Genomic DNA, 18,155 nt, shown 5'->3' on the forward strand with positions numbered 1-18,155 from the left:
TAGGTCCGCCGGCCAGATCGCCGCGCGCCGCGCGGGCTCGGCCATCCATGCGGCGCCGCCCGCGAACAGCAGCACGGCCAGCGCCTTCACGGCCGCCCGGCGGCGCCCCGCACGGGGCGGCAGCAGCGCCGCGTGCGCGGCTTGCGGGTCAAGCCCGGCCGCCATCCCGCCGAACCTGCGCTGCATCGTTTCGATATGGCGCCATGCCGCGTCGTGCACCGGATCTTCCGCGCGCCAGCGCGCGAGCGCGGCGTCGAACGCTTCATCGGTACGGCCGGCCTGCCGGTCGACCCACCATTCGACCGCGCGCCGCGCAACCTGCGGCGGCACCGCCGGCGCTCCCGGGGTGGCCATCGGTCAGGCCGCCATCGCGAAGAAGCACTGCGTGCCGGCCTTCACGAGATAGCGTTTCACCGTTGCAAGCGACACGCCGAGTTCGCGCGCGATCTCGGCCTGCGTGAGCCCGTCGAGCTGCGCGAGCAGGAACGCCCGCTTCGCCGCGAGCGGCAGGCCGTCGAGCAGCCGGTCGATTTCGAGCAGCGTCTCGATCACGACGGCCCGCTCCTCCGGCGACGACGCATACGCTTCGGGACGCTGCGCGAGCGCATCGAGATACGCGCGCTCGATCTGCTCGCGCCGCCAGTGGTTGCTCAGCACGCGCTGCGCGACCGTCGTCAGGAACGCGCGCGGCTCGTCGGCGCCGATCGGCTCGTCGCGCGCGAGCAGGCGCATGAACGTGTCGTGCGCGAGATCGGCCGCGCGGTGCGCGCAGCCGAGCTTCCGGCTCAACCAGCCGCGCAGCCACGCGTGGTGGCCGGTGTAGAGGGCGTCGATTTCTCGATGGAGAGACAGCTTGTCAGCAGACATGGCCGGGTTCCGGGGTGCGCAGGCGTCAACAATTCTGTAAATGAGAATGATTATTATATACAAAACCGAACCGGCGACCGAGGTTCCGGTGCGCGGTGGCCGCTGCCGCGCTCCGGCGGGCGGCGCACCGATGGCGGTCACGCCCTGGCGCGGCACACGCTCCGCGTTCCCCGCACACAGTGATCATGAAACAGGAATGGGTGGCCGATGCGTGACGACACCGCCAGGCACGCGCGGCGCGCCGATAACACATTCATTACACCCCGGCCAATTCGATTCATTAAATAACTATTTGACGGATCGATAACAATATCCCGGCCGCCTTGATTCCTCCCGGAATCGCCCGAAATTATCGCGAGATATGCAAGCCGCAATGGCGAAATCGCGAAATGACAATCAATTGATACGCAATTTTCAACAATTCAGATCCCTCAATTGCGGCGATCGGAGGACATCCCTGTCTGCGTCAGGCCACAAAAGAGAATTTCATTTTTGCCGTTTTAATCGGGCTCGGTAGTCTCCTGCCATTCCGGATCACGAACACAAGCCAATGCGCAAGGAGATGACATGAAACGCACGACCCTCTCACTGATTTCCATCGCATCATTCGCGGCGATACCCGTCGCGCATGCGCAGTCGAGCGTCACGCTGTATGGCGTGATCGACACGTCGATCACCTACGTGAACCATGCGCAGGGCAAGGACAACGCGTGGATGCTCGGCAACAGCAGCGCGGGCAACCTGGCCGGTAGCCGCTGGGGCGTGAAAGGCACCGAGGATCTCGGCGGCGGGCTGAAGGCGCTGTTCCAGCTCGAGAACGGCTTCGACCCGAGCAACGGCCGGATGGGCCAGGGCGGCCGCATGTTCGGCCGGCAGGCGTTCGTCGGCCTGACGAGCGACCGCTACGGCACGCTCACGTTCGGCCGGCAGTACGATCCGCTCATCGACCTCGTGCAGGGCATCACCGCCGACAACTATCTCGGCAGCGTGTTCGCGACGGCTGGCGACGTCGACAACTACGACAACAGCTTCCGCGTCGACAACGCGGTGAAGTACACGTCGGCCGTCTATTCGGGCCTGCAGTTCTCGGCGATGTACTCGTTCGGCGGCATTGCCGGCAGCACGGGCGCCGCGAATTCGTATTCGGCCGCCGTGTCGTACAACAACGGGCCGTTCAGCGTCGCGGGCGGCTACTTCCATACGACCAACAGCCCCGCGTCGAACACCCAGCGCAGCGGCTGGACCAGCTCGTCGGACGGCACGTTCGACGGCCCGGTCAACAGCGGCTATGCGAGCGCGCATTCGATCGGCATCGCGCGCATCGCGGGCCAGTACGTGGCCGGCCCGTTCACGTTCGGCGTCGGCTACAGCAACGCGCAGTACCGCCGCGATGGAAGCTCGGTGTTCGGCTCGAACGAGCACTACAACACGGGGCAAGGCTTCGTGAACTACCAGGCGACCAATGCGCTGCTGGTCGGCGTCGGCTACAGCTACACACGCTCGGGCGGCGACACGTCGGCCACCTATCACCAGGTATCGGCCGGCGCGGACTACAACCTGTCGAAGCGCACCGACGTCTACCTGACCGCCGCGTACCAGCACGCAAGCGGCCAGACCGGAGACGGCAAGGGCGGCTCGATGGCCGCGCAGGCGTCGATCGGTTCGTACGGCTACGCGGGCACGAGCTCGCAGACGATGGTCAACCTCGGCCTGCGTCACCGCTTCTGATGCAAAACGGCCGGCTGCGCACCGCGCGACCGGCCGAATCCGCATTCACCGATACGGCGGCTTCGGCCGCCGAGGTTTCCGGATCGCCTTTTCATCGCCCTTTTCAACCCGGATATCGACTGCCGCGCGATTTCCATCCGGTTTGATTCAGCACCGATTTCCCCAAGCGAATGACGCGATGCGTCAGTATTCCGGCGCCTCCACTGCCCCTGCATTTGCGCGAAAATCCGGCCATTTTTACCGATAATGCTTCGCCGCATCGTGTGATCGGACGCGATAAAAATGCGTGGCGAACGCACGGGCAAATGCAAAGGAAAGTTTGACGCGAGCCATTTGCGTGCTCGCTATGGCACACTTCGCGTCTGCGTAATTTCCTTGCACCGGGCGGCCGGATTCCGCCCCATCCTGCCATGCCGCGTCAGACAACCCGTTCGATCAGCCGAGAAACGCTGAAAATCGCCTCGACGATTGCGATGTCGTGCGCGCTGCACGGTGTCGCGCAGGCCGATTGCCTCGACGACGCGGCCACGTTCCAGCACGTGAGCGTCAGCCTGATGCGCGGCATCGCGCAGGTCGAGTCGGGCATGAATCCGAGCGCCGTCAACACCAATACGAATGGCACGGTCGACATCGGCCTGATGCAGATCAACAGCACGTGGCTGCCGACGCTCGCGCGCGAAGGCATCACGCGGGAAAGCCTGTTCGATGCATGTACGAACGCGTATGTCGGCGCGTGGATCCTGTCGCAGAACATCCGCCAGCTCGGCCCCAACTGGAACGCGATCGGCGCGTACAACTCCGCCTCGCCCGACAAGCGCCTCGCGTATGCGCGCAAGGTCTATGATGCAATCCGGACCATGCCGGATTCGCCGGATACTCCCATGCCTATCCTTCCACCGTCCTTTACGCCGCCGCAGCAGGCCCAGGCGTACAACCCGTTCGCGAGCCTGAGCGCGCCCGCCGCGCAGCAGGTCACGCGTCCGCGCACGATTTCGTCGGCCCCGCCGCCTCCGCCGCAGGGCGGCCCCGCCGGCCCGGCCGGCTCGTACAACTTCGGATGGACGGTCACGGGTGCGGACCAGGCGAAGCCGACCCAGGTCTTCGACGACGGCGCGCGGATCTACGTGCAGTTCAGCGACATGAAGCACGTGCCGGCGATCTTCACCGAGACGTCGTCCGGGCGCGTGCTGATGTCGTGGGAGCTGCAGTTTCCGTATGCCGTCCTGACGCGTCCCGCGCAAACGTTAATCTTCCAGCTCGGACCGTTCGAGGCACGCGCGCAGCGTAGCGCGGGCAATGGCGCCGGCATGACGGCGCAGGCCGGGACGGGGGGCACGGCAGCGGCGGCGGCTGCAGGCTCGAAAAAGTCGGCGAATACGGCGACGAATACGGCAGCCAGTCCGGCGGCAACGCCGGCGAAACGCACTGCGTCGGCCGATGCGCTGTGGTATGTGAATACGCCTTCGACGTCGGGAACCACGGCGGCTTCGCCGTCGACCGCGAACATTCCGGCCACGCTGCCGACGGCCATCACGTCGAACACGCCGCCGCCCACGCCGGCCCAAGTGCCGGCTGCGGCCGTTCAGCCGTCGCGCGCCAGCGCGGATGCGCTGTGGTACATCTCGAAGTAGCGTACCGCCGATCGCACACGTCGCGCGGCGATCATTGCTCGACGGTCGGCGGCAGTTCGGGTGCGTTCATGTCGTCCACCCATTGCAGTTCGGCCGTGCCGTTCTTCCTGAAATACACGCGCAGATAGCGCGACGTCGACGATTCCGGCTGCGGAATCGCCACGTCGATCGTCTTGTGCTCCGCCTGGACGCCACGCTGGATCTCGTCCAGCGGTTGCGCGAACACCCACGCGAGCTTCACCGTTTGCCCCGGTGTGACCTTGCAGCCGCAGGCGAACCCACCGCCACCGCCGAAGGCTTCGCCGGCTTCCCGCGCGGACGGATTGCCGAAGCATCCCGACTTGCGTTCGTTGTCGAGCCAGAACTCGTGAAGCTTGCGGGTGTACTCGTTATAGCCGGTGACGCAAACGGTGCGAGGCGCTGCCGATGCTGCGCCGTCATGTCGTTCGCATCCAGCCAGCACACCGAGCACGCCCAGCGCCGCCAGTGTCAGCACTCGGGCCGCTGCCCGGGGCACCATCGACAATCTCTCGACCGCGGCAATGCCGGGCACGACATGCATGCCGACGCCACGCGCTCGCGTACCCGTGGGCACGCCACCGGCACCACCCCTCACCCGCGCCGCACCCAGATCACCTTGCCGTCGCGAATGCCGAGATTGCGGCGTTCCTCCCGGTAATCCATCGTGCCCGGCAATGACTTGCCGTCGCGCTCGAGCACGCGCCACAGGCAGCCGTCCAGTTGCGCCGCCGCATCGGCTTCGGCCTTGCCGACCAGCGCGTCGTCCGGCCCCGCGTCCGCCTTGCAGGCCTGCGGCGTGCGTGCCGGCTCGCCATTCATCACCATGCCGCCTGCGGTCGCATTCCTCGTCTTCATGTCCGTGCATCCCGCAAACGTTGCGCCCGCAACCAGCGCCATCATCATCGCGATCGTCTTCTTCATCGGATTCTCCCTGTTGCACCCGGCGGAACCTGGGCGGCGTTCCCGGCCGACCGGGCGATGCATGCATGATCGGTTCCGCTCGCACGGGTCACGCCGATTCCGCGTGCCCCTAGCCGCGGATTCGGCCTGCCGCCGAAGCCGCCTGCATGTTACCGCACGCTGCGCGGCGTGACGGCACGTGCATGCCGCGACGATCCGGTCAGAACTTGTAGGTCGCGCCCGCAATGGCGTAGTAGTTGCTGCGCGACTGGACGATCGGGCTGTCGCCGTAGCGGCCGAGCAGCCGCGTCACGCCGCCGGTCGCGAGTACCGACCAGTGCTGCGACAGGGTCCAGTTCCACGCGACCGCCATCGACGCGCTGTCGATCCCGCCGCTCGTGGAATACGGCCGGAACCAGCTCGTCATCGACTGCGCATCGGTCACGCCGTAGAACGTCTGGGTGTAGCGCCCCGAGCCCGCATGCACGGTGCCCGTCACGATGATCTCGTGCTGCGCGGCCTTGAACACGGGCACCGCGAGATCCATGTGTCCCGATACGCCGCGCGACGTGTGCGTCACGGGGCTATCGATCGTGACACTCAGTTCCGCCGCGTTGAACAGCGTCACGCCCGCGCGCACGCCGACCAGCACCGAGCCGGGAATCCTGCCCATGCCCTTCAGGTAGTCGGAGCCCGGCATGTCGACGCGGTTCCGGTCGGTGCGGCCGACGTCGTAGCTCACGGCTGCCGACACGAACGCGCCGTGCGGCAAATCCATCCGGTAGCCGGCACCCTGGGTGCTGTCGATGAAGAAGCCGTTGCCGAACTTCGCAGAAAACCCCGGCGCAACGACACCGCGATACTGGTTGCTGCCCTGGTAGCGCGGCGCGAAACCGCCACCCAGCGACAGCGAATACTGGTTTTCCGCGTGGGCGGCGGCGGCGAGGGTCAGGCCGGCGAGCGGCATGCAATAGCGGTAGCGGCGGAGTATTGGGCGCACAATATTGAGAGAAAAGTGACGGAGCCCGCAGTCTAGGTGCCGCCCTCTGCCGAGACTGTCCTGAATCTTCGGAGAATCTGTGCTCAATTGTGTTCGATTGTTCGAGATTGTCGTCCCGCTTCCCCGGCCTTCGGTGCGCCGGATAGAATTCGCGTGCCGCGCCGCACACCGGCTTGCCCGGGCGTGAGATGGCGCGTGCATCCTGAGGAGACCATGAACGAAGATCCGCTCAAATACCGCGTACTGCTGATCGAGGACGACGACCGCTTGGCGCAGCTCGTCCGCGAATACCTCGATGGCTATGAATTTGCGGTGACGGTCGTGCGACGCGGCGACCTCGCTGTCGCGGCGGTGCGTGAGCACCAGCCGGCCCTCGTGATACTCGACCTGATGCTGCCGAACCTCGACGGGATGGAAGTCTGCCGGCGTATCCGCGCGTTCACCAACGTCCCCGTGCTGATCCTGACCGCGCGCCTGGACGTCTACGACCAGGTCGCGGGCCTCGAGACGGGCGCCGACGACTACGTGACGAAGCCGATCGAGCCGCGCGTACTGGTCGCCCGCGCCCGTGCGCTGCTGCGCCGTGCGCAGCCGGCCGCCGTCGAAGCGCCCGTGGCCGCGCCCGAAGCGCTCGTGTTCGGCGAACTGGCGATCTCGCCGCCGAACCGCACCGTCACGTGGCGCGGTGAACCGGTCGACCTGAAGACCGCCGAATTCAACCTGCTGCTGATCCTCGCGCGCGCGGCCGGCACCGTGCTGAGCCGCGACGACATCCTCAAGCAGCTGCGCGGGATCGAGTTCGACGGACTCGACCGCTCGGTCGATTCCGGCATCTCGAAGCTGCGACGCCGCTTCGAGGATGCATCGTCGGAGCCGCACAAGATCAAGACGATCTGGGGCCGCGGCTACCTGTTCAGCCCTTCTGCGTGGGACGAATAAATGCTGCGCCCGTTGATCAGGCTGTACCTCGTCGTAATCCTGTTCGTCGCCTCGTCGATCCTGTTCATCCAGCTGTCGTTCGACCGGATCTTCTACGACCGCAGCGCGCAGGCGCAGCGCGACTCGTTGACCACCTATGCGTTCGTGCTCAACGACTACCTCGAGCGCCATCCGGGCGGGCAGCGCGAACTCGCGCTACGCGAGCTCGCGAAACACGGCAACGAAGGATTCGGCTTCCTGTCGATGGCCGCAGCCCGAGCGCAATTGAGCGGCGTGCCGCTGCGTGATCTCGATGCCGGCCGGATCGCGATCAGCTATAACGGCAAGGATTACTACATGCCGCTCGCGGACGGTACGGTCCTGCATGCGCGGCCGATCGAAGCCTCCGATCTCGACATCAAGATCTATGCATACCTGCTGCTCGCGCTCAGCACGCTGTTCGCGGTGGTGCTGTGGATTCATTATCACTGGCGCGACCTGCGCAGGCTGCAGGAAGCCGCACACGCATTCGGCGCCGGTACGCTGTCGACGCGCGTGAAGCTGTCCGGCAAGTCGAACATCTACGAGTTGTCGCAGCAGTTCAACGACATGGCCGAGCGCATCGAGGCGTCGATCAAGCAGCAGCGCGAAATGATGCACGGCATCTCGCACGAACTGAAGACGCCGCTCGCGCGGCTCGAATTCGGGCTCGCGCTGCTCGCGGAGCCTGACGAAACGGGACGGATGCGCGAACGCCGCGACGCGCTGCGGCGCGACGTGCGCGAACTCGACGAGCTCGTCACCGAGCTGCTGACGATCGGCCGGCTCGAACAGGGCGCGAGCCAGCTCGCACCGATGGAAGTCGTCGTCGATGCGCTGATCGACAGTGTCGCCGGCAACGTCGCGAACGACATCGCCGATCGCGGCATCACGCTCGACGTGTCGACGCTCGGTGCACCCGCGGCCCACGTGTGCGACCCGAAGCTGGTCGCCCGCGCGTTGCTGAACCTGATCCGCAACGGCGCACGCTACGCATCGCGCACGGTGCTGCTCGCCGCCGAGGGCGACGCGTCCGGCGCGCTCGTGCTGAGCGTCGACGACGATGGCCCCGGCATTCCGGCCGCCGAGCGCGCCCGCGTGTTCGAACCGTTCCAGCGGCTCGACTCCAGCCGCGACCGGCAGACCGGCGGCTTCGGGCTCGGGCTCGCGATCGTGCGGCGCGTCGCGCAGGTGCATGGCGGCGACGTGCGCCTCGAGGATTCGCCGCTCGGCGGCGCGCGCTTCGTGATCACGCTGCCCGCGCGAACGCTGCCGGACAACCTGTTCGACGTGACGAATACCCACGCGCACGCCGACGCGTTCGGCGGCAGCACCGGCATGGCCATCCCGCGGCAATGACGCGCGCGGCAGGCTTTCCGGCCCCCCTCTCCTGACCGTCTGCCGCCGATGCCTGCGCGCTGCTCAGCGGCGGCGCAGCAGCGCGACGAAGAACAGGCTGCCGAACATCGCGGTCACGATCCCGATCGGCAGATCCTCCGGTGCCGCGAGCGTGCGGGCGGCCACATCGGCCCATACGAGCAGGATCGCGCCCGTCAGCGCGGCCACCGGCAGCAGCCTGCCGTGCTCGGCGCCGACGACGCGGCGGCACAAATGCGGCGTCACGAGCCCGACGAAGCCGATCGCCCCGCTCACCGCCACCATCGCGCCCGTCGCGAACGACGCGACGACGAACACCTCGCGCCGCATCCGCGCGCTCGGCACACCGAGCGACGCCGCGGCGACATCGCCCGACATCAACGCATTCAGTTCGCGCCGGCGCGCGTACAACGCGCCACCGGCGAGCACCGCGCACACGGCCGGCACCGGCAGCAGATCCCAGCGCGCGAGCCCGACGCCGCCGAGCATCCAGAACAGCACCGACGACGCGGCGCGCTGATCGCCGAGATACAGCAGCAGGTTGCCGAACGCGGCCATCATGAACGACACCGATACGCCCGCGAGCAGCAGCCGGTCCGATTCGAGCCGGCCGCGCCGGTAAGCGAGCGCGACGACGCAGGCGGTTGCCGCGAGCGCGCCCGCGAACGCGGCGGCCGACAGCGTGAACGGGCCGAATGCCGCGCCGGCCATCACCGTAACCGCAACGGCGCCGAGCATTGCGCCCGCGCTCACGCCGAGCAGGTGCGGATCGGCCAGGCGGTTCGCGGTCGCGGCCTGCAGCGCCACGCCGACCGCTGCCAGCGTCGCGCCGACGATCGCGGCCAGCAGTGCGCGCGGCATCCGGATCAGCCACACGATGCTGTCGTCGCCCGCCCCCGCCGCGAACGCACCGCCCTCGCCGAACGCCGACACGATGTGCGTGGCGACGATCCGCACCGCAGCCGGCATCGCGATCGGCGCCGGCCCGAACGCGGCCGACGCGACGATCGACACGATCAGCAGCAGCGCCAGCACCGGCAGCACCGTGCGCATGCCGGGCCGCGACCCACGCACGTGCACGCTCATCGCGCCGGCCCCGCGAACGCGGCCGGATACAGCGCGCGCGCCAGCGTCTCGACCGCCACGACGTTCTCGGGGCCCGGCGTCGCCGCGTCGTATGGAATCACGATGAAGCGCCGGTCACGGATCGCCGCCACGCGCGCGAGCGACGGCTGGCTCTGCAGGAACTGCTGCTTCTGCGCAGCCGTCACGGCCGAATAGTCGACGATCACGATCACCTGCGGATCGCGCGCGACCACGCTTTCCCAGCTCACCTGCGTCCAGCTGCGCGGCAGGTCGGCCATCACGTTGCGCGCCCCGGCCGCCGCCAGCAGCGCGGTCGGCATCGCGAGCCCGCCGGCCGTCATCGGCTTGTCGGTGCCGCTGTCGTAGACGAACACGCGCAGCGGCTCCGGATGCCCGATCGCACGCGACACCGCCGCGAGACGCGTGCGCATCGCCGCGACGACCTGCGCGGCGCGCGCGTCGACGCCGAAGATCCGGCCGAGATTGTTCAGGTCGCGGAACACGTCGTCGAACGACGCGGCCGCCTGCTTCATCACGTGCGAGCACGATTCGGTCAGTTCGTACGTACGGATGCCGAACGGCGCGAGCGTCGCGGGCGTCACCGCGCCGCCGACATGCATCCCGTAGTTCCAGCCCGCGAGATAGAAGTCGGCGCGCGCGGCCGCCAGCACCTCGAGCGACGGATACTGGCTCGCCAGTTCGGGCACGCCGCGCAACGCGTCGCGCACGCGCGCGGTGCCCGTCTTCCAGCCGCCGATGCCGGTGTAGCCGACGAGCCGGTCCTTCAGGCCGAGCACGAGCATCATCTCGGTCAGGTTCACGTCGTTGCTCACGGCACGCGTCGGCGCGCGCTCGAACGTCACGTCGCGATCGCAACTGCGCACGGTAACGGGATAGGCCCCCGCGTGAGCGGCCGCGCAGCCGAGCACGGTCGCGGCAACCAGCCGGCGGGATATGGATGGCAACGCGGACGGCAAAGCGAAGGACAAGACGGGAAACGGCATGGCGGTCATTCCGGATGAAGCGGCGTAATGCGCGGGCGGCCTGTGACGGGATGGCGATCGACGAGCGCGACGACGCCGAACACGTCGCGCAGCAGCGCTTCGGTCAGCACGTCGGCCGGCGTGCCCGATGCGACGATTCTGCCGTGCGCGAGCACGTGGAGCCGGTCGCAATAGGCGGCCGCGAGATTGAGGTCGTGAATCGTGGCGAGCGTCGCGATGCCGAGGCGCCGCACGCGCGCGAGCAGTTCGAGCTGATGGCGCAGGTCGAGATGGTTGGTCGGTTCGTCGAGCAGCAGCAGTTCAGGCTGCTGCACGAGCGCGCGGGCCAGCAGCGCACGCTGCTTCTCGCCGCCCGACAGCGACGCGAAGCGTTGCGCACGGCGCTCGACGAGGCCGACGTCGTGCAGTGCGGATTCGACGATCCGGCGATCGTCCGCCGTCTCCGCATCGAACGGCCGCTTGTGCGGCGTGCGCCCCATGCCGACCAGTTCGTCGACCGTCAGCCCGAAATCATCCGGCGTCTCCTGCTGCAGCACCGCGATGCGCTGCGCGACCGCGCGCGGCCGCATGCGCCATACATCCTCCGCATCGAGCGCGACACGGCCCGCATCGGGCCGCGCGTAACGGAACACGCAGCGCAGCAGACTCGTCTTGCCGCTGCCGTTCGGGCCGACCAGCCCGACGAACTCGCCTTCGGCCACGCTCAGCGTGACCGAATCGAGCACGGCGATCGCGCCGCCGGGAGACCAGCTCACGCGTTCGATGTCGAGCATGTGCGTCACCGGAGGCTCGCCGCGCCGCATTAGAAGCGCATCGTCGCGACGAGCTCCGCCGAGCGCGACGGGCCGAGCAGCCATTGCTCGCCGCCGTTCGACGTCGTCACCGCATACGTACGGTTCGCGAGATTGCGCAGGTACAACGCGAGCTCGGTGCGCGACGTCGGCTGCCAGCGCAGCGACGCATCGAACACCGTGTACGACGGCACCTGCACGCGGTTCGCGTCGTCGCCGTACGTCGCGCCGACGTAACGCACGCCCGCATTCGCCTGCCAGCGCTCGGCAAACGCCCAGCCGAGCCACAGGTTCGCCGTCTGCTGCGGCACGTTGGCCGGTGCATTGCCGGTGCGCGACACCGTCGTGCTGCCGACCTTCTGGTTGAACTCGTCGTAACGCGCGCGCAGCAGCGCGACGTTCGCATCGATCGTCCAGCCGTGCGGCAGCCGCGCGCCGCCCGTCAGCTCGATGCCGCGCGACGATTGCCGGCCGACCTGCTGGCGCAGCGCGGGATTGAGCGGATCGGTGCTGAGCAGGTTGCGCTTCGTGATGTCGTACACGGCGAGGGTCCAGTATGCGCGGCCGTCGAGCAGCGTCTGCTTGACGCCGGCTTCCCACTGCTCGCCGGTCGCGAGCCGGTAGTTCGCCTGCGACGCGGACAGCGTCACGAGCGAGCCGAGCCCCTCCGCGCCCGTCGTGTACTGCGCATACGCGCTGAGCGTCGGCGCGACTTCGAACACGAATCCCGTGCGCCAGCCGACGTTCGCGAAGCGCTTGTCGAAGCCCGCGCCGGTCGCGGCCTGCTCGCGGCTGAACGCGATGTGGTCGTAGCGCAGGCCGCTCACCCACGCGAGCCGCGGCAGCACTTCGAGCCGGTTCTCGGCGAACACCGCGGCCTGCCGCGCGCGCGTGCTGAACTGCGGCACCGTCGGGTCGGGGCTCGTGAACACGCCGGGATCGAAGCCGTGCGCGGGCACCGTCGATTCGCCGCCGTACGGGGAATTGTTGGTACCGCTGAAGGTGATCTGGCTGAACTCCGTGCCGACGACGAAACGGTTCGCGCGGCCGAACAGCGTGCCGTCGAAGCGTGCGCTCAGCCGATCGCCGATCTGCCGCTGGTGGTGGCCGATGTCGAGATAATCGCCGCGCGTGACGAGACCCGTCGCGGCGTCGAGCGCATACGATTCGGCATTGCGCCAGTGGCGGTTCGACGTCAGGTAGTAGAGTTGGTTGTCGATCGTCACGCCGGCGGCCGGCCGGTAGCTGGCCGACAGGCGCGTCCACTGGTCGTAGTAGGACATCGTCGCATCGGCGACGTTGTAATTGAGTTTGCGCAGCGACGGATCGAGCACGCCGTTCGGTGCCGGCACGCCATAGTAGGTCGCCGGCATCTGGCGGCCGTAGTCGAAGTCGAGCGTCAGCGTGAGCTTCGGGCTCACGTCGAATTTCAACGCGCCGCCGACAGCCGTCGTATGCGTATCGGCCCGCTCGGCGAGACCCTTCGCGCGCGCATCGCTCGCATAGAAGCGATACGACAGCTGCGAGCCAAGCGCACCCGTCGTATCGAACGCGGCGCGCTTCGCGCCGTCGGGGCCGACACCGACCTGCAGCGTCGTCTCGCGCGTGCGCTGCGGCCGCTTCGGCACCACGTTCACGACACCGCCGATCGCCCCTTCGCCGTACAGCACCGATGCCGGGCCGCGCAGCACCTCGATGCGTTCGACCGACCACGTATCGAACGGGAACGTGATCGTGCCGGCGGCCGGCATCAGCCGCACGCCGTCGAGCAACGTCATCACCGATTCCTGCCCGCTGAAGCCGCGCACGCTCAATGCGGTGCCGCCCGTGCCGGGCGCCATCGCGCTCGAGAAACCCGCGGTGCGCGTCACCGCGTCGAGCACCGTGCGATCGCCGCGCGCGTCGATCGTGTCGGCCGTGACCGTCTCGACGCTCGCGGGTGTGTCGAGGCTCGCGAGCCCGAGCCGCGAGCCCGTTTCGAGCGGTTGCGTCAGCGGGTCAGCCGGCGCGGATTGCGCGCTGACGTTGATCGCCGGCAGCGCATGGCGCTCATCCGGTGCGGGTGCGGCCGCTTCGGCGGCCAACGCGCCGGAGGTCGCCATCGCGTAACCCAGCAGGGCCGTGCAGCCGCGTGCCGCGCGCACGCGCCAGGTGCCTGCGTTCCGGCGCGACGCGGCGTGATGCCGCTCCCCGCGCGCCGGGGTGTGTCTGGTTTTCGTCACGTCGTATCGATCTTCGGATGGTGGCGCCGCACGCGGCCGTGCCGGGCAGCCCGGCGCCGCCGGTGGCGCAAACATCCGATGATACAATATATCACCTTGATTAGTCAGGATTTTGTCAGGTTGCCCCGGCCGGGGTGCGCGACCGGGGCCGTACGCCGCGTCTACAACGGGAAACTGAACTGCACCCAAAGCTTGTCACCCTGCGGCCGGTTGCGCACCGCGAACTCGTGCTGGTATTTCACGACCACACCCGACGCCGGCCCCCACATGTAACGCAGTTGCGGGCCGATCGCGACCGACTGCCCGCGAAAGCCGTCCGACGCGACCTTGACGCCGTCCTGCGTATCGTCGGCGAACTGCTTCAGGAACGTGCCCTGCACGCCGAGTTGCACGCGCCGGTCAATCGAATAGCCGACCAGGTAGTCGAGCACGGCGACTGCCCCCGAGCGGTAACGCGTCGCATGGTTCGGCGAATTCAGCTCCAGCAGCGTGGTCGTCGAGATCTCCCAGTCGCGGCCCGGAAACCAGGTCGTGCTGACATACGGCAGGAACGCATACGTGTTCAGCCCTGTGTTTGCGATCCGGTTCGCCGCATACGCGCCGGTTGGCACCGCGAACGACGGCGAGAAGAATGCGAAGAAAGTCTTCGATGCGTTCGCGTAGTTGATCATGAGCGGCTCGAGGATCACGTCGCCGAGCGACGTGCGGTTTCCGGTACCGCCCGGCGTCGACAGATGCAGGTGCACGATCGGTACGATCGCGCTGCTCGACAGCGAAAACGGCCCGAAGGTCGCGCCCCAGGTGTGAACCACGCGCGGCGTTTCCGCGACGACGCTCAGATGGAACCCCGGCACCGCGCTGCCGCCATCCGGCCCGGCAAACCGGTTCGATGCCGAGTACAGCGCGTAGTTGAAGTACTGCGTGTTGCCGGGCGGCGGAAGCATCCCGTTCAGCACCGTATTGACGCCGAACGGATAGCTGATCTGCCCGTTCTCCGTGGCCGACGCCGGAACCTGAATGGCCCCGGCGATCAGGAGTGCCAACGGCACCCGTCGCATTGCGAAATTCATGTCGTCTCCAGACCGGATTGTTATCGTGTAATCGCGAGCCGGGCATCGCAGGCCCGGGGAGACGCAATGTAAAGCGCACGACAGCGGCGAAAAAGACGACGTTCGGGAGAACAGTTCTCCGTCACACGGAGAAATGCGCGACGGCGCAGCGCCGGCCTGCGCTCAGCGGCCCACCTCCTTCCACTTGCGCGCGAGCCCGAGGCGTTCGAACCGCTCGATCAGGAACTCGGTGAACACGCGGATCTTCGCCGGCTGGTGGCGGCGGCTCTGGTACGCGATGTTGACGGTGAGCGCCGGCAGCTGCCAGTCTGTGAGCACCGGCACCAGCTTCCCCGCGACGATGTCGTCGTGGATGATGTAGAGCGGCTGGATCAGGATGCCGAGCCCGGCAAGCGCCGCGGCGCGGATCACCTGCCCTTCGTTCGCATCGAGCACGCTCTTGATCGTGACCGACTGCTTCTTCGCGCCGTGGCGGAAGTGCAGGACGTATGGATCGTTTGCGAGGTTGTAGACCAGCAGCCGATGGTCGCACAGCGCATCGGGCGTCACCGGTGCGCCGTGCTTCGCCAGATAACCGGGCGACGCGGCCAGCACGCGCCGCGTCTCGGCGAGCTTGCGCACGGTGATGCCCGAATCCGCTTCATGTTCGCGGGTGCGGATCGCCACGTCGATGCCGGCCTCGATGAAATCCGGATAGCGGTTCGCGGCGATGATCTGCACGTTCAGGTTCGGGTAGCGCCGGTGAAACTCCGGCAATGCGGGTGCGATATAGATCGACGCGAACGATACCGACGCGGTCACGCGCAACGTGCCGGCCGGATTGACGCTCGCTTCGTTGACCGCCGCGTCGGCCTCCGACAGTTCCATCAGGATCGCGACGCAGCGCCGGTGGTACTCGTGCCCGGCATCGGTCAGCCACAGGCGCCGCGTGGTGCGCTCGACGAGCCGCGCCCCCAGCCGTTCCTCCAGCGCGTTCAGGCAGCGGCTCGCCGCCGCGCTCGACATCCCGAGCCGCTCGGCGGCCTTCGACAGGCTGCCCAGCTCGGCGACCTGCACGAAAAATTCGATCTGCGTCCACTTGTCCATGCGTCCGATTCTTCCACCTGGCGGAGAACAAAACTCCTCCAAACCATCTTTTTTACGATCCAAGGAGGAATTAATGTTACGTCAACGCGCCGTCCAACGACATCAGGAGACAACCCCAATGCGCAATCTCAACGAAGACACCATCACGCAGGCCGTGATCGCGTCGCTCGCCGGCTGTCGCGACGAGCGGTTGCGCACGGTCATGACCAGTCTCGTCCAGCACCTGCATTCGTTTGCGCGGGAGACCCGGCTCACCGAGGCCGAATGGCAAACCGCGATCGGCTTCCTGACCGCCGTCGGCCACATCACCGACGACAAGCGCCAGGAATTCATCCTGCTGTCCGACGTGCTCGGGCTGTCGACCCTCGTCACCGCGCAGAACCATGCGAAGCCGGCCGGCTGCACGGAGGCGACCGTATTCGGCCCGTTCTACGTCGAAGGCAGCCACGACTTCGGGATGTTCGACGACATCGCGAACGGCGCATGCGGCGAGCCCTGCTTCGTGTCGGGCCACGTGCGCGGCATCGACGGCATGCCGATCGCGCACGCATCGCTGGAAGTCTGGCAAGCCGACGAGGACGGCCACTACGACGTGCAGCTACCGGCCGACGACGGCTCGGTCACGCACCGCGCGCGCGGCCGGCTGCGCACCGGCGCCGACGGCCGCTACGCGTTCCGCTCGATCCTTGCCGAGCCGTATCCGATTCCGCACGACGGCCCCGTCGGCGCGATGCTCGACGCGCTCGGCCGTCATCCGTGGCGCCCCGCGCACCTGCACTTCATGATCGAGGCGCGCGGCTACGAAACGCTGATCACGCACGTGTTCCGCGACGGCGACCGCTATCTCGACTCCGATGCGGTGTTCGGCGTACGGTCGACCCTCGTCGCCGACTGGGTCCGGCACGCGCCCGGTATCGCGCCGGACGGATCGCGCATGGACACGCCGTTCTACACGCTCGATTACGACTTCGTGCTCAATCCCGCGGAGCGCGCCGCATGATCCGCCACGTCGTGATGTGGAACGTCGCAGGCGCGACCGAACCCGAGCGCGCGATCGCACGCACCACCGTCAAGACCGCCTTCGAAAGCCTGCGCGGCCGGATTCCGGGCATGACGCACCTCGAGGTCGGCGCGGATTTCAGCGCGGCCGATTACGCATGCGACCTGATTCTCGTTGCGGAATTCGAGTCGCGCGAAGCACTCGACGGATATGCAACGCATCCTGAACACGCTCGCGTACGCGACGCACTGACGGGCCTGCGCATCGCGCGCCACCAGGTCGACTACGCAACGGAGTAACGACGCCATGAACTTCATCTACCAGGCACGCCCCGCACGCGTGATCTTCGGCGCGGGCAGCCTCGAGCATCTCGAACGCGAAGTGCTGGAACTGGGCGCGCAACGCGCGATCGTGCTCTGCACGCCGGAGCAGCGCGATCTCGCGCAACGCATCGTCGAGCGGCTCGGTGCGCGCGCGGCCGGACTCTACGATCGCGCGACGATGCACGTGCCGATCGAAATCGCCCGCGATGCGCAGGCGTTCGCCAGGTCGTGCGACGCGGATTGCGCGATCGCGATCGGCGGCGGCTCGACGATCGGCCTCGGCAAGGCGATTGCGCTCGAAAGCAGCCTGCCGATCCTCGCGATACCGACGACGTACGCCGGCAGCGAAATGACGCCGATCTACGGCCTGACCGAAGGCGGCATCAAGCGCACGGGCTCCGATGCGCGCGTATTGCCGAAGACGGTGCTCTACGATCCCGCGCTCACCGTCACGCTCCCCGTCGAGCTGTCCGTGACGAGCGGCCTCAATGCGATCGCGCACGCGGCAGAGGGTCTCTACGCGAACAACGCGAATCCGGTGATGAGCCTCGTTGCCGAAGAAGGCATTCGCGCGCTCGCACGCGGCCTGCCCGGCGTACGGCGTGACCCCGCCGATCTCGGCGCACGCAGCGACGCGCTCTATGGCGCGTGGCTATGCGGGATGGTGCTCGGCAACGTCGGCATGGCGCTGCACCACAAGCTCTGTCACACGCTCGGCGGCAGCTTCAACCTGCCGCACGCGCCGACCCACACGGTCGTGCTGCCGCATGCGCTCGCGTACAACGCCGCGCACGCGCCGGACGCGATGCAGCGGATCGCCCGCGCGATCGGCACGAACGACGCCGCGCGCGGCCTCTACGCCCTGGCGCTCGACAACGGCGCGCCGGTTTCGTTGAAAGCGATCGGCATGCAGGAAGCCGACCTCGATCGCGCAGCCGATCTCGCGGCCGCCAATCCGTACTGGAACCCGCGCCCGATCGAACGCGACGGCCTGCGCGCGCTGCTGCAGGACGCCTTCGACGGCAACCTGCCCGGCTCGACCGCGCGCTGATCCGAATACACGACACACCAACAAACGACACCGTCATGGAG

18 protein-coding genes are annotated in these 18,155 nt (G+C 67.7%); 7 read left to right on the forward strand and 11 right to left on the reverse strand.

Annotated features, from left to right (window positions below):
- Both G3O06_RS10935 and G3O06_RS10940 read right to left on the reverse strand, forming a co-directional pair.
- On the reverse strand, nucleotides 1–354 hold a 354-nt coding region (locus G3O06_RS10935; protein WP_205816022.1), incomplete at its 3' end, for a DUF4880 domain-containing protein.
- A gap of 3 nt (nucleotides 355–357) precedes the next feature.
- Nucleotides 358–867 (reverse strand): sigma-70 family RNA polymerase sigma factor, encoded by a 510-nt coding sequence (locus G3O06_RS10940; protein ID WP_174969422.1) that lies wholly within the window; start codon nucleotides 865–867, stop codon nucleotides 358–360.
- A gap of 567 nt (nucleotides 868–1,434) precedes the next feature.
- On the opposite strand from G3O06_RS10940, the gene G3O06_RS10945 reads away from it, so the two are divergent.
- Nucleotides 1,435–2,595 (forward strand): porin, encoded by a 1,161-nt coding sequence (locus tag G3O06_RS10945; protein ID WP_205816023.1) that lies wholly within the window; start codon nucleotides 1,435–1,437, stop codon nucleotides 2,593–2,595.
- A 410-nt stretch (nucleotides 2,596–3,005) separates the two neighbouring features.
- Nucleotides 3,006–4,226: a transglycosylase SLT domain-containing protein gene (locus tag G3O06_RS10950; RefSeq protein ID WP_205816024.1), complete on the forward strand. Its 1,221-nt coding sequence runs from the start codon at nucleotides 3,006–3,008 to the stop codon at nucleotides 4,224–4,226.
- 31 nt (nucleotides 4,227–4,257) lie between these two features.
- Here G3O06_RS10950 and G3O06_RS10955 read toward each other — a convergent pair whose 3' ends face one another.
- The 3 genes from G3O06_RS10955 to G3O06_RS10965 form a co-directional block, all read right to left on the reverse strand.
- The gene (locus G3O06_RS10955) at nucleotides 4,258–4,746 is read right to left on the reverse strand and encodes a hypothetical protein (protein WP_205816025.1); all 489 of its coding nucleotides are present in this window, start codon (nucleotides 4,744–4,746) and stop codon (nucleotides 4,258–4,260) included.
- A 92-nt stretch (nucleotides 4,747–4,838) separates the two neighbouring features.
- Entirely contained in the window at nucleotides 4,839–5,168 is a 330-nt protein-coding gene (locus G3O06_RS10960) for a hypothetical protein (protein ID WP_174983311.1), read from the reverse strand.
- 199 nt (nucleotides 5,169–5,367) lie between these two features.
- Nucleotides 5,368–6,114 (reverse strand): MipA/OmpV family protein, encoded by a 747-nt coding sequence (locus tag G3O06_RS10965; RefSeq protein ID WP_205816026.1) that lies wholly within the window; start codon nucleotides 6,112–6,114, stop codon nucleotides 5,368–5,370.
- Nucleotides 6,115–6,360: 246 nt separating this feature from the next.
- Between G3O06_RS10965 and G3O06_RS10970 the strand changes: the two genes are divergently transcribed.
- Together G3O06_RS10970 and G3O06_RS10975 are read left to right on the forward strand one after the other, a co-directional pair.
- Nucleotides 6,361–7,086, forward strand: coding sequence for a response regulator (locus tag G3O06_RS10970; RefSeq protein WP_174969428.1), 726 nt, complete (start codon nucleotides 6,361–6,363; stop codon nucleotides 7,084–7,086).
- Nucleotides 7,087–8,463 carry an ATP-binding protein gene (locus tag G3O06_RS10975; protein ID WP_205816027.1) on the forward strand — a complete coding sequence of 459 codons (1,377 nt, stop codon included), beginning with the start codon at nucleotides 7,087–7,089 and terminating at the stop codon, nucleotides 8,461–8,463.
- Between the two features lie 63 nt (nucleotides 8,464–8,526).
- Here the strand turns inward: G3O06_RS10975 and G3O06_RS10980 are convergent, their stop codons facing one another.
- From G3O06_RS10980 to G3O06_RS11005, 6 genes are all read right to left on the reverse strand, one after another.
- The gene (locus G3O06_RS10980) at nucleotides 8,527–9,567 is read right to left on the reverse strand and encodes an iron ABC transporter permease (protein WP_205816028.1); all 1,041 of its coding nucleotides are present in this window, start codon (nucleotides 9,565–9,567) and stop codon (nucleotides 8,527–8,529) included.
- Nucleotides 9,564–10,580, reverse strand: a complete 1,017-nt coding sequence (locus G3O06_RS10985) for an ABC transporter substrate-binding protein (RefSeq protein WP_205816029.1) — start codon at nucleotides 10,578–10,580, stop codon at nucleotides 9,564–9,566. Before G3O06_RS10985 ends, G3O06_RS10980 begins: the two co-directional genes overlap by 4 nt.
- Nucleotides 10,577–11,374: an ABC transporter ATP-binding protein gene (locus G3O06_RS10990; RefSeq protein WP_205816056.1), complete on the reverse strand. Its 798-nt coding sequence runs from the start codon at nucleotides 11,372–11,374 to the stop codon at nucleotides 10,577–10,579. The genes G3O06_RS10985 and G3O06_RS10990 overlap by 4 nt, the downstream gene beginning before the upstream one ends.
- A complete protein-coding gene (locus tag G3O06_RS10995; RefSeq protein WP_205816055.1) occupies nucleotides 11,374–13,464 on the reverse strand; it encodes a TonB-dependent receptor in 2,091 nt (696 codons plus the stop codon). Before G3O06_RS10995 ends, G3O06_RS10990 begins: the two co-directional genes overlap by 1 nt.
- 281 nt (nucleotides 13,465–13,745) lie before the next feature.
- Nucleotides 13,746–14,654, reverse strand: a complete 909-nt coding sequence (locus G3O06_RS11000; protein WP_205816030.1) for a transporter — start codon at nucleotides 14,652–14,654, stop codon at nucleotides 13,746–13,748.
- A gap of 162 nt (nucleotides 14,655–14,816) precedes the next feature.
- Nucleotides 14,817–15,740, reverse strand: a complete 924-nt coding sequence (locus G3O06_RS11005; RefSeq protein WP_205816031.1) for a LysR family transcriptional regulator — start codon at nucleotides 15,738–15,740, stop codon at nucleotides 14,817–14,819.
- A gap of 118 nt (nucleotides 15,741–15,858) precedes the next feature.
- Here G3O06_RS11005 and G3O06_RS11010 point away from each other — a divergent pair, with 118 nt between their 5' ends.
- From G3O06_RS11010 to G3O06_RS11020, 3 genes are read left to right on the forward strand one after another with little or no spacing between them, the layout of a single operon-like run.
- Complete coding sequence (locus G3O06_RS11010) at nucleotides 15,859–16,740, forward strand: intradiol ring-cleavage dioxygenase (protein ID WP_174983299.1); 882 nt, start codon at nucleotides 15,859–15,861, stop codon at nucleotides 16,738–16,740.
- Nucleotides 16,737–17,039, forward strand: a complete 303-nt coding sequence (locus tag G3O06_RS11015; protein WP_205816032.1) for a Dabb family protein — start codon at nucleotides 16,737–16,739, stop codon at nucleotides 17,037–17,039. Before G3O06_RS11010 ends, G3O06_RS11015 begins: the two co-directional genes overlap by 4 nt.
- Before the next feature lie 7 nt (nucleotides 17,040–17,046).
- A complete protein-coding gene (locus G3O06_RS11020) occupies nucleotides 17,047–18,114 on the forward strand; it encodes a maleylacetate reductase (protein ID WP_205816033.1) in 1,068 nt (355 codons plus the stop codon).
- Nucleotides 18,115–18,155 lie beyond the last annotated feature (41 nt).

This window comes from Burkholderia sp. Ac-20345, from assembly GCF_017104825.1.
GTDB lineage: Bacteria > Pseudomonadota > Gammaproteobacteria > Burkholderiales > Burkholderiaceae > Burkholderia > Burkholderia lata_B.

Bases quoted from the DNA above. Each gene is read 5' to 3' on its own strand.
- G3O06_RS10945 (WP_205816023.1), top strand. From the start codon at position 1,435: ATGAAACGCACGACCCTCTCACTGATTTCCATCGCATCATTCGCGGCG.
- G3O06_RS10980 (WP_205816028.1), bottom strand. From the start codon at position 9,567: ATGAGCGTGCACGTGCGTGGGTCGCGGCCCGGCATGCGCACGGTGCTG.
- G3O06_RS11005 (WP_205816031.1), bottom strand. From the start codon at position 15,740: ATGGACAAGTGGACGCAGATCGAATTTTTCGTGCAGGTCGCCGAGCTG.
- G3O06_RS10950 (WP_205816024.1), top strand. From the start codon at position 3,006: ATGCCGCGTCAGACAACCCGTTCGATCAGCCGAGAAACGCTGAAAATC.
- G3O06_RS10970 (WP_174969428.1), top strand. From the start codon at position 6,361: ATGAACGAAGATCCGCTCAAATACCGCGTACTGCTGATCGAGGACGAC.
- G3O06_RS10960 (WP_174983311.1), bottom strand. From the start codon at position 5,168: ATGAAGAAGACGATCGCGATGATGATGGCGCTGGTTGCGGGCGCAACG.
- G3O06_RS10995 (WP_205816055.1), bottom strand. From the start codon at position 13,464: ATGGCGACCTCCGGCGCGTTGGCCGCCGAAGCGGCCGCACCCGCACCG.
- G3O06_RS10975 (WP_205816027.1), top strand. From the start codon at position 7,087: ATGCTGCGCCCGTTGATCAGGCTGTACCTCGTCGTAATCCTGTTCGTC.
- G3O06_RS10955 (WP_205816025.1), bottom strand. From the start codon at position 4,746: ATGGTGCCCCGGGCAGCGGCCCGAGTGCTGACACTGGCGGCGCTGGGC.
- G3O06_RS11015 (WP_205816032.1), top strand. From the start codon at position 16,737: ATGATCCGCCACGTCGTGATGTGGAACGTCGCAGGCGCGACCGAACCC.
- G3O06_RS10985 (WP_205816029.1), bottom strand. From the start codon at position 10,580: ATGACCGCCATGCCGTTTCCCGTCTTGTCCTTCGCTTTGCCGTCCGCG.
- G3O06_RS10990 (WP_205816056.1), bottom strand. From the start codon at position 11,374: ATGCGGCGCGGCGAGCCTCCGGTGACGCACATGCTCGACATCGAACGC.
- G3O06_RS11000 (WP_205816030.1), bottom strand. From the start codon at position 14,654: ATGAATTTCGCAATGCGACGGGTGCCGTTGGCACTCCTGATCGCCGGG.
- G3O06_RS11020 (WP_205816033.1), top strand. From the start codon at position 17,047: ATGAACTTCATCTACCAGGCACGCCCCGCACGCGTGATCTTCGGCGCG.
- G3O06_RS10940 (WP_174969422.1), bottom strand. From the start codon at position 867: ATGTCTGCTGACAAGCTGTCTCTCCATCGAGAAATCGACGCCCTCTAC.
- G3O06_RS10965 (WP_205816026.1), bottom strand. From the start codon at position 6,114: ATGCCGCTCGCCGGCCTGACCCTCGCCGCCGCCGCCCACGCGGAAAAC.
- G3O06_RS11010 (WP_174983299.1), top strand. From the start codon at position 15,859: ATGCGCAATCTCAACGAAGACACCATCACGCAGGCCGTGATCGCGTCG.